Source organism: Exiguobacterium acetylicum (genome assembly GCF_019890935.1).
GTDB classification, from domain to species: domain Bacteria; phylum Bacillota; class Bacilli; order Exiguobacteriales; family Exiguobacteriaceae; genus Exiguobacterium_A; species Exiguobacterium_A abrahamii.
Window position 1 is genome coordinate 34,360 of record NZ_CP082335.1, and the last position, 14,809, is coordinate 49,168.

Genomic DNA, 14,809 nt, shown 5'->3' on the forward strand with positions numbered 1-14,809 from the left:
TGTAACAAGACGTGGCACACGTCTCTTATCCTGCCTATTTTTTTGGACTGATCTTTGTCCAAAAAAGGATCGTCACTTGATTTCTAGGGACGATTTGTTTTTACGCTTTTAGTTTTTTCTGATGCTCTGTTCAAAGCGATCTAAAGCTAGTTTCGCAACGTTTTTCTGTATATAGATTTGTTCAAGATCTACTCTTTCTACAGCGGTTCTTCCAGAAGATAACTCACCGATTTCTCTTTCGTTTGGTAAGGAGACTCCAAATTTCTGAGCCCATCCTTCAATTGTCCAACGTTGATTCCCCATATTCCCACTACCTAACTTTTAATTGATTTATTCGAGACTACTTAAGACAAAGTTTGTAAACACAATGATTGAGATTACAAAAAAGATTCCTACGACAGTAGAGCAGAGAGTTGCTAAGAATCTTCCGAAAACGAGTTGGATCATCCAATACGTTGCTCTCACAAAGAAATAGGCAATAACTAGTGCACACAGTACATAGAAGATTAAACCTAAGACGTACACCCTTAAATCACCATCCAAAAGTAAATTTTTTTATTATTTGATGTTCGACAATGACTTTAGATGGATTTACATGGAAAACCCATGACTTCTTTATCAGATTAAGTAATTAATTTCATTTTGTAAAGCCCTATTTAAACAATTTCTTGAATAAATTTCCGATTTACCTATCTTTTAAACGGTCATTTTAAACTATAATTAATTTAATAATAAACTATAATAATCGGTTGTTTTGACGATAAAATTTAGCTTTTACCTAATATAAAGTAAATTACAATAATTCTGTTTATTCCATATAGGTAATTTTAACTTAATTTTAAATTATTTTTTAATTTAAAATAGACTATAAATAGTTTATAGATAAACTATTTATAGTCTATTAGAACTGTAGTATTTTGATTTTACAGTCGCATTTTCAGTTCTTTGCCTGGTGTCATTAATAGTTCAATGCTTCTCGTAACAAAAGAACTCATAAAAAAAACGCCTTAAGCGCTTTTTTTATGAGTTCTTTTGTTCTTTTTTCTTTATCTCTTCGATTTTTTTAAACATTGCTTCGAGAGCAGCAGAATCCATTTTGTTTGCTATAGTATTCTTTTTACTTATGAATTTTGATTCTGCGTATATCACAACACCCATATAGTTCATCCTTTCTATTAACGCTCCGTGTTGCCTGTAAAATGAAAGACAGGAACATACGAATCCTGCGACTCCAGTCGCAAGGATCGTTGTTATCGGCTTGAATAAGGCAACAGCGGTAGATTAGTGTCTGTCAGCATGAAATGCGCTACAGACACTTCTATGAGCCCTAAAAATGATCTTTATATACGCTCTACTCCATACCTTTCAACATAGAAGCAAGACTATGGATATTCGTCTTGCTAGAATCGTCTGGTTTCTTTTCCGTTTTAGATGATTCATTTTCTTGCTCGGACTTCGAACGTTCATCGTATTGATTCAAAGGGTGCTCTTTCCCATTCGGATCAGAGGGTGTATTTATAAAATCCAATACCTTTTGACGTTTGTTCTCAATATTACTATCAAGTGGATGATCATCGATTGAAGATTCATCTTCTTTTAAAACCGAGGAGTGCTGCATGTCCACGTTATTCTCAGTAACAGGCTTAACTTGTATATTAGCTAAATCACTAAGATTCGGAGATGGATAGATTGGAACACGATTATCCATGTATTGAATAACAGTAGGATCCGGTAAATCATACGAATCTTTAAGCGCTTGGAGAGCTATTGTTATAAGCTCTCCAATTGCTTGATTTCGGTTAATATTGCGTTTTTTCAAGTAATCATTAAACGATTCGGTATACATCGCATCGTTACTAGGTGTAAACGTCAAACCTACTCCTGGCGAAAGACCAGGCTTATGATTTTTTGATCTTGCCATATCGACTCACTCCCCTAGTTAATTTAAAGCGCCTGCAAGATTTTGTTCAAAGTAGTTAGCAATTAAATATGCTCGGCTTGTAATGAATGGTGACTCCCAAATGATTGACGCATCAGGTAACTTAATGTCTTCCTGGTTTTTAAAGAATTCATAACCGAAGAGAACGCCACCACCGACTAAATAAAAGTGTTCTGCATTAACACCCTTAACACTCCAGTAAGAATCTACTTCTTTCATCACTTCTGAAGCGTATGTTTCCATTACTTCTAGAGTTTGCTGCGTAAAGTCGATATTACGCTTACGTCCCCATGAGACAGTAAATTTAGGCGTCTTTCCTTCAACAGCTAATTTTACACCTGGATAGATTACTTGCTTCATAAACTCTTCTCGAGTGCGATAAGGCTTACCAATTTGATTGTTTTGTTTTAATGATTCAATAATTGGTTGAAACTCAGGTAATTCCAATACTTTATCAAGTAACTGATCGACGTATGTGTTAGTACCAAGGTTAACGTTTCTTGATGCAACCTTATTAAGCTGGCTATTCTCGTATAAAGCTTCATCCAATGTACCAGCCCCGAGATCGGCAACGATGTAGTTCGCTTCTGGAGAAGTTAATAAATTTTGATCCTTAGTAGCAATAAGTTCATTTGATTGAATATCAAATGATAAGGAAACACCACTTGTCGCTCCTTCAACACGAAGCTTTCCACCTGTAATGTTCAGTACGACTGTCTTCCCTTTAGCTGGACCATCTAAAAATTGAACTTTGTGTTTTCCTTTTAGTTCTTCCAACGGCTTCTGACCAACCTTTTTGTGTTCTTCAATTGGTAAGCCACCGGAATAATTAATATCAACCGAAATTTCATCTTCAGCATTTGCAATACTATCTTTTAAGGCTGCAACAGCAAGAGATGTGAGTGAAACAATCTTATGAAGAGAACTATTGTGTTTATCCGTATCGATTTGAGGTTGCTGCATGTCTTCCTTATCGATTGCATATTGCCCCACATAGAAATAACTTTTTCTTAAATGTTGTTCTAAAGAATCTGTTTCGATATATACATGAAGCATTTCTTCTGGATTAATTTTATGGTTACTTGCTTCAGTATGTAACTCGATCACACTTGAAGGAGCTGGAGCAATTACCGATGGAATTGGGAAAGAAACGATATTACCTGTTTTAGAATCAATGTAGCTAGTCTTAGTACTAGTATTACCAGTATCCAATCCTGTAATTAGTGAGTATGTCATATTAATGACCCCTTCCGAATTTGGTTTTTAATTAAACTATTTTTTAGTTTAATTAAAAATTAAAAAATAGTTTAATTGCTTTACAAGTAAATTATAACACTTATTAGATTTAATTTAAACTAAAAATAATGGTATTTTTAGTTTAAATTAAGTTTATAATTAAATTTTAATTAAATGAAAAAGAGTGTTCTTGTTTCCGCAAGAACACTCCACCAAATTCGAAAAAATTAAAGCGAAAAGAGCTTTAATTCCTCATTTCTTATTTTATCAAAAGTAAGCCAAAAACAATACCAATTCCTTATTCTATCTATTTAGTTAGCGTTTCACGTGAAACACCAGAAGTACTTCTAATCTTCATTGTTCTTCTAGAAAGTTTGATTGTAGTCTGTTCCATTTGATCGAGAGTCCTTTCTTGAATAGCTGCAGGACAATATCCAAACTTTCTGATACAAACATTTTCAACCATCCACATTTTTCTGGTCCAAAATTCATATGTTTCTCCCTGCGAATTAATCGATTGCTGGAAATCATCTTTTTGTTGTTCTGATAGCTTTTCATTATTTACTTCTAAAAAGTCTTTCGCACTTTTTAGAAGTAAATATGATTCAGAACGAAGAAGCCTCATTTCTTTTAAAACAGAATAGATCATACTGAGCGTCATTGTATTTAAAAGATCATTGATAGATAAGCCTGCCAAGTATTCTTCATCTCTCAGAATGATTCCTGATGTAAAACCACTAATTTGAGGTCGAGCACCATCTTCTCCCACCTCACCATATGGACTATTTGGACCAAGATTGACGTTACAAAATGAACATTTGTATATTTTAACTGATAACAGTTCAACCTTCCCACCACAATAGATACAAGTCTTCATCTACGAACCTCCTGCCTTTGAATATAAAAGCTTTCCGAGGCTTTACCTCGGAAAGTCTCCTTATATCATTTTTTCAAAAACCAATAACCGTTGATCTTTTGCGATTCGATACACTAACCATGTTTCATCATAGGTCCACTCCTCTAAATCAGACCTCATAGTAGCTACAACCTTTTCAATAATATCTTTCGCAGTTTTACATGTTAGGTAAAAAAGACGTTCCGTTTTTGTTTTCGATTCTCCGTGAGAATCATAGAAGTCACCATATGTTTTCAATTCAATCAATGGGCTTCCTAACTTAGATAAATCGTTTAGCACATGTTGATTTTTTACATTATGCATCTTCATGTATTCATCGACAGTCAACTTACTCATCGCTCCATCATCTCCTTGTCTTGACAATAATAGGACGGTGAGGATTTTATTCCTCACCGTATGTTTTTAGAACAATCTTTCAGTTTTCAGTGAAAGGAATCCCGACTCATTGTTTACAATCAGATGGTCTAGCAATTTAATGCCCATCAATTCCCCAACTTCAGCAAATCGTTGAGTTAACTTGATGTCTTCAGGACTCGGTCTCAAATCTGCGCTCGGATGGTTATGACAGATTACAAATGAAGCACAGTTATTTAGAATGAGAGGTTTGAAAACCTCTCTCGGAGTGACGATCGAAGAACTGAGTGATCCCATATGCGCTCGATTAACCATATTGATTTTGTTTTTGGTACTTAAACCAATTACTAATAGAACTTCCCGATCTTCATCACCAATATAAAATGAAGCTAAATTAGCGACGTCGTTAGGACTGCTAATAGGAGTAGCAATTCGTCCTTTTCGAACTTTGGTTTCTTGAACAATTCTAACTACTTCTACGACTGACTCTAGCATCATAAATGGCATTCCTCTTTTCGTTTTTTATGTCTTCGAATTTGGTAAAACTCTTGGTGTTACAAGCTTCCCCTCCCTCACCTCCTATATCTATTATAACACAAAAAGTATAATTTTACACTATTTTTAAACTAAATAAAGACATTTAATTTACTTTAATCAATAAAGAAAAATGTACCATCCATCTTTGCTTCAGCAATCAAATTAAGCATATTTTCAATTTTGTCTAAAAAATCCTCTTCGTTTTCAGATATTTCTTGAGTACACGATAAGTACTGTTTTAGTGAGTCATAATCTGCTTTCAAACAATAATTGATGAATCCTAAAACTGTAATCTCTTGAACTGGTTTCATTGATTTTCCTCTTTTCGTTTTTGATGTTTTCGAACTTGGTCTTTTCCGTCTTTGTCTCCTCGGGGCGCTAAAAGCCTCAATAAGGCTTATTTTTGCCGATTTGACACCGAATGCGGACACTCGCTGCCTACGACGTGTCAAGGGAGCTCTTGAGGAAACTTTTATTCTCCGATTTTCAGAGAATAATACAAAGTTTTCGTCCCTTGATGAGGAGTCCAGGTCTAGGGGCTGGAGGATCCCGAGAAGCGAAGCGGAGGCTCGGGTCCTCCATCTCCAGCCCTGGTCAGTGAAGTGTACGCTCCGAGGGGCAAATCGGAAAAATGCTCTCGTCCGGCGTTGGCCGGACTTCCTCTTTTTAATACTAGCGTTAACGCTAGTGCTAGCATCACGCTCTTGATTTTGACCTACGCTCCGTGGCAGCCGTCAAACGATGGACAGGAACGTACGGTTCCTAGCGCCCAGGGCGCTTAGGAACCGTCGTTATCGGCCTGAGTAGGCTGTCAGCGGTAGTTAGGTCCTGTCAGCATGTATATGCGCTACAGGACCTTCTATGAGCCCAAAGAATGTTATTATGTGGATAGAAAAGAATAAGGGAGTAATATACTTGGATAAAAAAATGCAAGTTTTCATTTCATCTACTTACAAAGATTTGATTGAAGAACGACAAGCTGCTGTTGAAGCAATTCTAAAAGCAGATCATATACCTGCTGGAATGGAACTTTTTAAAGCGGGTGATGAAACTCAACTTACGGTAATAAAAAGGTGGATAGATGAATCTGACATTTATGTACTTATTATAGGTGGAAGATACGGTTCTATAGATCCTAAATCAGGCCTTAGCTATACTCACCTTGAATTTCAAATGGCTATTGAAAGTGGTATTCCTATGTTTGCACTAATACTTACTGAAGAAATGACCATTCAAAAAATACTTTCTTCTACCTCCCCATCTCTAAAGAACGAAGATCTGACTGAAACTAAGCCAAAATTAAAAAAGCTCCATAAGGCATTTGTTGATGAAGTAGCTGGTGACAATAGAATTGTGAGTTTTATTGAAAATATTCATCATTTGCAAAGTGAAATTTTTGTTTCAATTAATAATATAATAAAAACTAGACAATTAACTGGTTGGGTGCGAGCTAATGATAGTAAGTTAATTTCTGAAAATATAGCACTGAAAGAAAAGAACAATTCTTTAATCAAAGAAATTAATTCTTTAAAAAATAAATCAACTAACGATAAATCTTTAGCAGTCGAAACAGTTAAGTACCCATTGCCAACTTTAGAGAATGTTGGTGGCTTTTCGTTAAAGTTTATTGCTGATTATTTACGACATGAACATCTTTCTGGAGATTTGTCCGAAGATTTTTTAATAAGCAATCATATTAAGAATCGTTTTCCAACTGCCCTTGAGCTACTAACCATTCATCCAGTCAATAGAAAACTGATAGGTGGAATACCCAAAGATGTATGGAATACTGATTATTTAGGTCAGTATATTCACGATTATTTAATCCCTGTATTAAAAATCTTTAACTTAGTAGAAGTTAAGGCTTCACATAAGGGGTATCAATTTGAATCATATCACTTGAATACTAATGGTATTTTTGTTTTAACGAATCTGCTTAAGTCTCTGAATGAATAAAAATAATATCTTCACAAATTTCAAATAGTGGTATCCTCTTAAAGGTTTCCCCACAAAGTTCAGATACCAACTGAACTACTTCTTCTTTTCCAACGTCATATCTTATTTCTAGTAGGTTCATTATAGATTATCCTAAGAACTGATCTACTAGCAATTAAGCTAGTAAATCAGTTCTTATTTTCTTCTCTTTTGTCCAAACATTAATAAGGAGTTCTTGAACATTATCAATTGCTACTGATTCATATTGATGTGTTGTTACTCGCTCAAGCTCCCAATTAAAAATGTCATCAATGACATTCACTTTACTATCTGATTCTAGAATAAAATCTGTCACATGAAACAGATAATCATTACCTAAAAAATTCACTGAAATTTTTTTGCCTTTTCTATCGACATGATAACCCGTTCCTCCATATTCATAGATGAGCTTTTGCGAAATTTCACTTCTTAGATGTTCAAACGACGAATACATACGATTCACTCCTTTTGTAAATTCGAGGACCATCTCCCCTGTTCGAAGTCTGTTGAGTGAACGTGATGATTTTTTGGCAAGGAAAAGTGCAAAAAAAATACGCTTTAGCGTAACTGATTGGAATATTTATTAGGTTCAGTGAAACTCCGGGGATCAGAGGAGTCAAAAATCTAGCGTAGCTATCAGAATTTTTGACAACGCATGAGGTCGAGGAGTTTCTTGGTTCTTATAAATCATGGAATGAAGGGTTTATTTTTCACCCTTGCCAAAAAATCATAGTGAACTAACGTGACAAGAACAGGGGTCCTATGCTTTTGTTTTTTTAAACATCATCCAGGAAAACGAATAGCCTAAAATAAAATGCACGCTCGATGCGTGCGGAAAATCAATTCAATAGTAATACGTAGTATTACTTCCTTTCGAAGAAAAAGAGAAATGTAGCAATAGCTACTTTCTCCTTTCTTCTTTTAGCTTATTTGACTGTTGCCCCAGTACGGAGGATTGTGTCCAATTCCCTTGTAATATTAAGTGCTAAATCTTTATCGAAGATCTTAATTGCATCGATTGCTGCTAAAAGACTTACAAACGTTTCTCTTAACTTTTCGTGTTGATTGTTTTTCTGCTGCAGCTGAAAAATTTCACTATACCAAAGTGCCTCATTTTTAATTTCCTCTTGAGTCAAAACTAGTTGAAGACGATGATCACTTTTAGTTTTTAAGTGATCATCGTTCTTTAAACCAAATGCATTTCTAAGGACACCTAATTGTACGGAAACACTTATCCGACGTTCTCTACTATTATTCGTTTCTGTGCTTAATTTGTTTATGATATTCATTAAAGTTGTATTATTCATGTTCAGTCTCCTGTTCACTTAATGTCACCATATATGGATCATCTGGATCTTCAATCTCAATCATGGCGTCACACTCTGATAAGTGCTTTAGAACTGGATATAAGTCAGGATTCACCTTATTTAAATTGCCTATTGTTGAGCTAGGCGATTCTAAAATATCAGTGAAATGCTCTAATTCATTATGGGTATCATAGAAACGCATTATAGTTGGACCTGGAGTGTTTACGTTACAGCTTACTTCAGCTGCTAACTCTTCCTTAATAATCTCTTGGAGCCCTTGCAAAATCTGAAATTTATTTGATTTTATATGAATATGACTTTGAAGCTTGCTCATTTTAATATCTATGTCTAATCCTACAAAAACCTTGAAATTAATTGAATCACTCATCTAATGCCCTCCTTAATTTCGAGTTAATGCTAGCATTAATAATATTGCTAGCATTAACTTACTTGAAAATTTAAATGCTTTCTAAAAACATCTCGAGATGTTCAGTGATCTCATTAAGCGAAGAAGAACAGTACACATCTTTACTTAGCTTTTCTAAGTCTCGATAGTCTACAGTCACATTGGACCACTTCTCAATTAACACGCCTTCTTTTTTTATTTCTAAATTTATTGGATCCATCTGATCGTTAATATCATAGCTTTCCAAGGCATTGAAAAACATTTCTTTTTGATGTGGTAGTGTGAAATATTGCTTTCTTTGAATCGATTTACTATTTTTTTTAGTATTCATTCCTACGATAACAGTAGCATGCATCATTTTGTTTTCCTCCAATTACACAAGTGATTTTAGTACGGTGTAAGTGTCATTAAATCAAATACAGATTTAAGATCATTTAAAAGGTCTTCAGGATCTATCCCTTTTAACTTTTGATCTAATAAAGTGGACCAGTCTCCTTCTAAATAACTTACTATTAGTCTTCGTTCGAACGTCTCTTCTTCTTCTTCGTACTGATAATCTAGTGTAGAAGCCGTCTCATTTTCAGAATTAGAGTACATTAGTTTTATACTTCCACACTCCTTACTTCTGTCTACTTCTCGAACATGAATCTGAGATAGATTTTCGTAAGTAAACGTCATGTTGTAGATTTCTTCGATTTCATTTTGTAAATCTTTTGATAGCTTTTTAGGGTTCATGCTTTTCCTCTTTTCGTTTTTGATGTTTTCGAACTTGGTTTTTTCCGCCTTTGTCTCCTCGGGGCGCTAAAAGCCTCAATAAGGCTTACTTTTGCCGATTTGACACCGAATGCGGACACTCGCTGCCTACGACGTGTCAAGGGAGCTCTTGAGGAAACTTTTATTCTCCGATTTTCAGAGAATAATACAAAGTTTTCGTCCCTTGATGAGGAGTCCAGGTCTAGGGGCTGGAGGATCCCGAGAAGCGAAGCGGAGGCTCGGGTCCTCCATCTCCAGCCCTGGTCAGTGAAGTGTACGCTCCGAGGGGCAAATCGGAAAAATGCTCTCGTCCGGCGTTGGCCGGACTTCCTCTTTTTAATACTAGCGTTAACGCTAGTGCTAGCATCACGCTCTTGATTTTGACCTACGCTCCGTGGCAGCCGTCAAACGATGGACAGGAACGTACGGTTCCTAGCGCCCAGGGCGCTTAGGAACCGTCGTTATCGGCCGGAGTAGGCTGTCAGCGGTAGTTAGGTCCTGTTAGCATGTACACATGCGCTACAGGACCTTCTATGAGCCCAATTAAACTAATGTTATTATGTATATAAATGAATTTAGATAAGGAGGGTTATTTTTTGGAAAAGAGAATGCAAGTATTTATTTCGTCAACTTTTAGTGATTTAATCAATGAACGTCAATACGCTGTACAAGCAATTTTAAACAGTAATCATATACCGGCTGGAATGGAATTATTCAAAGCTGGTAATGATGATCAATTAACAGTGATTAAGCGATGGATTGATGAATCGGATATTTACATGCTCATTTTAGGGGGCAGATATGGAACGATCGAACCTAAATCAGGAAAAAGCTACACTCATATCGAGTATGAGTATGCTATCGAAAAAAATATCCCAGTTTTCACATTGATTCTAGATGATCAAATGCTAGAAAATAAACTTTCGGACTTAGGTGGAAAGCATTACGATAAAGTTTACGAAACAGAAAATGCTCAAAAATATCGTGAATTTAAAGATCAGGTATCTGGTCACAACAAGATAGTCTCTTTTCCAGTAAACGTTAATGATCTACAGTATCAAACTGTAAATTCTATTAACTATATTTTAAAATTACATAGTTTAGATGGATGGATAAAAGCCTCTAGCAGTAAACTTTTAAAAGAAAACCAAGACTTAAAAGAAGAAATAATAAAACTTAAGCAAAATTTAGAAACTAAAGAAATTTGTGTTCTTCCTAAATTAACAGACGTTTCTAAAGCTAATAATAAACAAGAAATTCCCCAAACCCATTTTTTAAAAAATAAAGATTCAGACGACTATTCTACAATATATGAAGTATTTCTAACCCCTGACCCTACTATTAACAATATTAGTGGGTTTACGATGCGGGAAATTGTTGATTATTTAAAACATGATTATATTGTCATTAATCTTCCTTATGAACTCCGATTAAAAAGTAGATTGATGAATAGTCATTTGTCAAAACTTAATTTTTTTGCGAATCCCTTAGTCGGCCAAAAATTGATAAGTGGAATCTTAGCGGTATCTCCTGAAAATGATGAATTGGACCAAACTATTGTTCAAGGACTTATTCCTTCTTTGAGTCGTTTCAACTTAATAACAACTAATTTTTTACCCAATGAAGCTTTTCCATATAGTTATGTTTTAAATATTAATGGTGTCTTTGTTCTAGAAAAATTCGAAATAATTAAAACGTAACTTTGGTTCATTATTTCTTATAATTTTATTTTTTAATTCAGAGAAGACAAATTTCTCATTTCAATTAAATAACTTTCCTGATGTGAGAAATCTTTTAAATACTTCATTTACTAGTTGCCATTCAATTTCAGTGAGTAGAGTTAAATAATGCGAAATAGACTGTTCAACAACTTCTCCTAACGTTTCTCGTTTCAATTCTTTCACTTGAAGAATGGTGTCATTCGAAATTCTAAACTGACATGGAGTTAGCTTAGTAGGTGTTGAAGGCATATTATTATAAATTTTACTCAACTTACTAGTTCTTTCATTCATGCCAATCTTTAAAAGTAAATCATCATAATCATTTTTTTGAAGAGCATTTTCAAGCTGATTTATCATATCAATAAATAGTTCATTAAAGCTGAATCGGCTTAAATGTATACGGCCATCTCTTCCGATCTCCCTATCAAGATAGTAGTCAACTAGATAAGGTTTATTTTTATTTAAAACTTCATAGATACTATGAAACTGTACCAAATATAAGGGTCTGATTTTATATGATTTAGGGGGGTAAGACATAACTGTACACTCCAATCTATTGTATAAATTCATACTAGAAGAGATTTTAAATTCTTCTAAGTTTATTACACTTCATTCTGAATTTTAATTATCTCTCTCTGATTTTTAGAATAGTGTTTCTCTCGCGTACTTAGTACAATAAGTAATCTTTTCATCCAGTAGAATGTTCTTATATAAGTTTAAAAGAACAACCTACTACTTATATTTCAATCACCATAACTTCTATAAAGCAACACAAAATCCTATCTACCTAACCACCATAGACCTGGACCAGGTAAACATCCGGTAGTATAAATTAACGTCAAAACAGAAGAGCCTGATACGGTACCAAAGTGTTTTGGCAATTGACACATTAATTTCGAAGTGTATTCTTTTGTTTCTTTCAATGCAGTTAATGCATTGTATAGCTCTCCAGGTAGCTGAATCTTCTGTTTCGAGATCTCCAGCATAAAGTCCTGGGTCCGATAAATAACGAATCCAGCGTATCTACCTTTCACTACGTTGCCTTTATAATCTCTTCTTTTACGAATAATAAATTTAGATTTTGAGACTTTCTTAAAAGCACGAGTCAAACTTTTGACTTGTGCTTTTTCATGATTCATTTCTTCAGCCAGTTGCGAGGCGCTAATAGACAGACTACTCCCCTCCCCAACGGGCAACCTTTTTTCAAGGTGATCAATAGTACGTTCTACAAGCTCTTCGATTTTTTCATAGGAACGTTCTTCTTTAGACTTTTTATGTTTATAGTAACCACGTAACTGAGGACGCACACCACAAATCATTTCAACTACATCTGGTCTTACAAAGTAATCCTTCTTATATGCACTTTTTACGGCTTTTTCGAGTCTTCTATTCCCCATAGGGTAGTTAGACTCAGCATTTCTCTCTTTCATCATTACAAGGGTATCCTCGAGCTCGTATCCATCCCGTTTAGCCATAACACTTAATTCAAACGCTGCCATATTGCGTGTACCTTTTTCGTCCGTATTCCAGAGTGCACGACCTGCTTTGCTAGTTAGCCAAGATCCGTTTATCGACGCATTACCACGCTTAATACCTAGTTCTAGAAACCACTCAGTAGCTTCATTTTTAGACCAAACATTTTCTTTTTCAAAGTACATAATTGTTTCTTCTCTAGGAAAACGTGACCAGCCAAAGAGTGAATTGTTCAAGTCAATTGGCAAACCTTGTTCATATAAAGAAGAACGAATCGCTTCTCCAATTGCCTTGGCATATTGAATAGCCGCAGCTGAACCGTACCATGCTTCATTATCTGCGAACACAACAAAAAATTGAACTCCTTTTGGTGTTTTCAAAATTAGTGTAGGCTTACACGGAATCCCTGCTACTTCAAAAGCGAACAAGATTTGTTGTACCGATGTTTTTTGATCGATATCAAAGCCAAAAGTTTTAACTCGTCTTAAGTTCTCATCTGCTATGTCAGACGGTTTTACTGCCTTATAATATGTATTTGGAGTAAAGTGAGTTACTCCAGTATGACTGTTATTATGGTAATGCAAGATCCCTTGGATGCTTCGTGCAATATCTTGACCACCTAAAGAAAGGTCAAAAATACTTTCCTTGCTATAAGCAACTCGCACACTTCCCTGAGTCTTCAATTCAAAATCACACTTCTGTTTGATTGATCTTGGTACATTGTTAGCATAGTTATCGTATAACCCGATTCCACGACCGAAAATAGTCTCTATGACTTCTTGTTCTAGATATGAATGTTGCCTTACTGGACTTTTAGAAAGACTCGAGTACATCAGACTTCTCCTCCAAATGATGAGAAGAGCACACAAAAAGGGTATGCTGCTCCCGTTGTTTTTAGTAAAAAAGCAACAGAGAACATGCACACCCGTGTATTAGATGTCACACTTTTTATACCTATAACCTTGTCAGACATGTTTAACCATGCTAATATGAGGTCATAAGTATGTTAATTAGAACTTGCATCTCTTGTCCGGCCAAAGACTTTTTGATGTGCATGTTCTCTGAGGACTTGAATCTTTGATTCAGGTCCTTTTCCTTTATTTAATTTAAGATTTTATATATCAGTAAATGCTTCTTGATAACCTTCTTTGTAAAAAATATTCCATAATTATTCGCATTACATTAACAATACTCGCAAAAGCTATATAGGACAAGATTATTTTTCATCAGTTTTATCTGTTGTATATTCCACTTCTGATTCGTGTCCCGGATAAATCAATTCTTCTTTCACAGTCGGATACATAGTTTGATCTCCTTCTAATTCGTATATTTCTATAACTTTCGTAATAATTTCTTTTGATATATTCCATCCTACGAGATCTACAGAACGTTCTATTGCTTTATGCATAAGTAACTTCGCCTCTCTAACCTTACTCATTGCATCTTCTTCTGTATAGTTAATGTATTGGCGGAATACGTCACATAAAACCTTGATACGATTTTTGGATTCATCATTCCCAAACAGACGAATGGACTCTTCCCCAATAAAATCGTCTGTTTCTACGTCTAAAACTAGTTGTAATTGATGCTTCTCATCTGACCAACGATTATGTCGATCATACTCTCTTAAGCTCTCAATCGGTTTATATAGCCCTTCTTCTATGAACCGTATAATCTCGTCTTTTCTTCGAACAAAGGCACCATTAGAGTTTAACGTTGTAGTCTGCTTCTTAATTGCCCTGTCCAACAACTCTAAGATATCTTTTGGTACGTAATACATACGTTTTTTTGATTCTTTCTGTCCCTTTGGCTCTAAGATAGTAAGAAGATATTCAATGATTGTAGATCGATTAGCGTTAAACCCTAGCTGCTTCAAGCTATCACAGAGGTCATCAATTTCTTTGCTTTGAAATTCAGTTAAAGTCAAAAGCTTAACTTCTTTTTCAATATCGCTTTTATCACTCATTTTAGTATCTCGAATGTATCTAATCAGTTGAGACTTATCTAATCCCTTATCAAGAACTTCACGAAGTTGCTTACTCCCTTGTCGCCCAAACTTTTTTGCTTGGAAAGCTCTATTAACAGATTTTGATACATAAAAGTTATAGCGTTTCATACAATCACCTCTCTTACTATGATTAATTATATCACATAAATCAACGAATTAAACAACAAAAAGTAATTTCCTTTACT

At 35.0% G+C, this 14,809-nt stretch carries 17 protein-coding genes; 2 read left to right on the forward strand and 15 right to left on the reverse strand.

Annotation, left to right across the window (positions count from 1 at the left end):
- Positions 1-108: 108 nt before the first annotated feature.
- The 7 genes from K7G97_RS17345 to K7G97_RS17375 all read right to left on the reverse strand — a co-directional run bounded on the left by K7G97_RS17345 (position 109) and on the right by K7G97_RS17375 (position 5,293).
- A complete protein-coding gene (locus K7G97_RS17345; protein WP_223042156.1) occupies positions 109-303 on the reverse strand; it encodes a hypothetical protein in 195 nt (64 codons plus the stop codon).
- Between the two features lie 1,048 nt (positions 304-1,351).
- Entirely contained in the window at positions 1,352-1,921 is a 570-nt protein-coding gene (locus tag K7G97_RS17350) for a hypothetical protein (protein ID WP_223042157.1), read from the reverse strand.
- A gap of 18 nt (positions 1,922-1,939) precedes the next feature.
- On the reverse strand, positions 1,940-3,175 hold the full coding sequence (locus K7G97_RS17355) for a ParM/StbA family protein (RefSeq protein ID WP_223042158.1): 1,236 nt from the start codon (positions 3,173-3,175) through the stop codon (positions 1,940-1,942).
- A 307-nt stretch (positions 3,176-3,482) separates the two neighbouring features.
- Positions 3,483-4,052 carry a hypothetical protein gene (locus K7G97_RS17360; protein ID WP_223042159.1) on the reverse strand — a complete coding sequence of 190 codons (570 nt, stop codon included), beginning with the start codon at positions 4,050-4,052 and terminating at the stop codon, positions 3,483-3,485.
- A gap of 60 nt (positions 4,053-4,112) precedes the next feature.
- The gene (locus tag K7G97_RS17365) at positions 4,113-4,427 is read right to left on the reverse strand and encodes a hypothetical protein (protein ID WP_223042160.1); all 315 of its coding nucleotides are present in this window, start codon (positions 4,425-4,427) and stop codon (positions 4,113-4,115) included.
- A 66-nt stretch (positions 4,428-4,493) separates the two neighbouring features.
- A complete protein-coding gene (locus K7G97_RS17370; RefSeq protein ID WP_262415850.1) occupies positions 4,494-4,943 on the reverse strand; it encodes a JAB domain-containing protein in 450 nt (149 codons plus the stop codon).
- Between the two features lie 152 nt (positions 4,944-5,095).
- Positions 5,096-5,293 carry a hypothetical protein gene (locus K7G97_RS17375; RefSeq protein ID WP_223042161.1) on the reverse strand — a complete coding sequence of 66 codons (198 nt, stop codon included), beginning with the start codon at positions 5,291-5,293 and terminating at the stop codon, positions 5,096-5,098.
- A 604-nt stretch (positions 5,294-5,897) separates the two neighbouring features.
- Here K7G97_RS17375 and K7G97_RS17380 point away from each other — a divergent pair.
- Complete coding sequence (locus K7G97_RS17380) at positions 5,898-6,938, forward strand: DUF4062 domain-containing protein (RefSeq protein WP_262415851.1); 1,041 nt, start codon at positions 5,898-5,900, stop codon at positions 6,936-6,938.
- A gap of 154 nt (positions 6,939-7,092) precedes the next feature.
- Here the strand turns inward: K7G97_RS17380 and K7G97_RS17385 are convergent, their stop codons facing one another.
- The 5 genes from K7G97_RS17385 to K7G97_RS17405 form a co-directional block, all read right to left on the reverse strand.
- On the reverse strand, positions 7,093-7,410 hold the full coding sequence (locus K7G97_RS17385; RefSeq protein ID WP_223042162.1) for a hypothetical protein: 318 nt from the start codon (positions 7,408-7,410) through the stop codon (positions 7,093-7,095).
- Between the two features lie 472 nt (positions 7,411-7,882).
- Positions 7,883-8,263: a hypothetical protein gene (locus K7G97_RS17390; protein WP_223042163.1), complete on the reverse strand. Its 381-nt coding sequence runs from the start codon at positions 8,261-8,263 to the stop codon at positions 7,883-7,885.
- Positions 8,256-8,651, reverse strand: coding sequence for a hypothetical protein (locus tag K7G97_RS17395; RefSeq protein ID WP_223042164.1), 396 nt, complete (start codon positions 8,649-8,651; stop codon positions 8,256-8,258). Before K7G97_RS17395 ends, K7G97_RS17390 begins: the two co-directional genes overlap by 8 nt.
- Before the next feature lie 70 nt (positions 8,652-8,721).
- Entirely contained in the window at positions 8,722-9,027 is a 306-nt protein-coding gene (locus K7G97_RS17400) for a hypothetical protein (RefSeq protein ID WP_223042165.1), read from the reverse strand.
- Between the two features lie 29 nt (positions 9,028-9,056).
- A complete protein-coding gene (locus tag K7G97_RS17405; protein WP_223042166.1) occupies positions 9,057-9,404 on the reverse strand; it encodes a hypothetical protein in 348 nt (115 codons plus the stop codon).
- 614 nt (positions 9,405-10,018) lie between these two features.
- Between K7G97_RS17405 and K7G97_RS17410 the strand changes: the two genes are divergently transcribed.
- A complete protein-coding gene (locus K7G97_RS17410; protein ID WP_223042167.1) occupies positions 10,019-11,122 on the forward strand; it encodes a DUF4062 domain-containing protein in 1,104 nt (367 codons plus the stop codon).
- Between the two features lie 60 nt (positions 11,123-11,182).
- Here the strand turns inward: K7G97_RS17410 and K7G97_RS17415 are convergent, their stop codons facing one another.
- The 3 genes from K7G97_RS17415 to K7G97_RS17425 all read right to left on the reverse strand — a co-directional run bounded on the left by K7G97_RS17415 (position 11,183) and on the right by K7G97_RS17425 (position 14,732).
- Positions 11,183-11,713: a hypothetical protein gene (locus tag K7G97_RS17415; RefSeq protein ID WP_223042168.1), complete on the reverse strand. Its 531-nt coding sequence runs from the start codon at positions 11,711-11,713 to the stop codon at positions 11,183-11,185.
- 209 nt (positions 11,714-11,922) lie between these two features.
- The gene (locus tag K7G97_RS17420; protein WP_223042169.1) at positions 11,923-13,449 is read right to left on the reverse strand and encodes a primase C-terminal domain-containing protein; all 1,527 of its coding nucleotides are present in this window, start codon (positions 13,447-13,449) and stop codon (positions 11,923-11,925) included.
- A gap of 383 nt (positions 13,450-13,832) precedes the next feature.
- On the reverse strand, positions 13,833-14,732 hold the full coding sequence (locus K7G97_RS17425; protein WP_223042170.1) for a hypothetical protein: 900 nt from the start codon (positions 14,730-14,732) through the stop codon (positions 13,833-13,835).
- Positions 14,733-14,809 lie beyond the last annotated feature (77 nt).

Bases quoted from the DNA above. Each gene is read 5' to 3' on its own strand.
- K7G97_RS17360 (WP_223042159.1), bottom strand. From the start codon at position 4,052: ATGAAGACTTGTATCTATTGTGGTGGGAAGGTTGAACTGTTATCAGTT.
- K7G97_RS17350 (WP_223042157.1), bottom strand. From the start codon at position 1,921: ATGGCAAGATCAAAAAATCATAAGCCTGGTCTTTCGCCAGGAGTAGGT.
- K7G97_RS17400 (WP_223042165.1), bottom strand. From the start codon at position 9,027: ATGATGCATGCTACTGTTATCGTAGGAATGAATACTAAAAAAAATAGT.
- K7G97_RS17385 (WP_223042162.1), bottom strand. From the start codon at position 7,410: ATGTATTCGTCGTTTGAACATCTAAGAAGTGAAATTTCGCAAAAGCTC.
- K7G97_RS17420 (WP_223042169.1), bottom strand. From the start codon at position 13,449: ATGTACTCGAGTCTTTCTAAAAGTCCAGTAAGGCAACATTCATATCTA.
- K7G97_RS17375 (WP_223042161.1), bottom strand. From the start codon at position 5,293: ATGAAACCAGTTCAAGAGATTACAGTTTTAGGATTCATCAATTATTGT.
- K7G97_RS17370 (WP_262415850.1), bottom strand. From the start codon at position 4,943: ATGATGCTAGAGTCAGTCGTAGAAGTAGTTAGAATTGTTCAAGAAACC.
- K7G97_RS17365 (WP_223042160.1), bottom strand. From the start codon at position 4,427: ATGAGTAAGTTGACTGTCGATGAATACATGAAGATGCATAATGTAAAA.
- K7G97_RS17415 (WP_223042168.1), bottom strand. From the start codon at position 11,713: ATGAATTTATACAATAGATTGGAGTGTACAGTTATGTCTTACCCCCCT.
- K7G97_RS17425 (WP_223042170.1), bottom strand. From the start codon at position 14,732: ATGAAACGCTATAACTTTTATGTATCAAAATCTGTTAATAGAGCTTTC.
- K7G97_RS17355 (WP_223042158.1), bottom strand. From the start codon at position 3,175: ATGACATACTCACTAATTACAGGATTGGATACTGGTAATACTAGTACT.
- K7G97_RS17390 (WP_223042163.1), bottom strand. From the start codon at position 8,263: ATGAATAATACAACTTTAATGAATATCATAAACAAATTAAGCACAGAA.
- K7G97_RS17345 (WP_223042156.1), bottom strand. From the start codon at position 303: ATGGGGAATCAACGTTGGACAATTGAAGGATGGGCTCAGAAATTTGGA.
- K7G97_RS17395 (WP_223042164.1), bottom strand. From the start codon at position 8,651: ATGAGTGATTCAATTAATTTCAAGGTTTTTGTAGGATTAGACATAGAT.
- K7G97_RS17405 (WP_223042166.1), bottom strand. From the start codon at position 9,404: ATGAACCCTAAAAAGCTATCAAAAGATTTACAAAATGAAATCGAAGAA.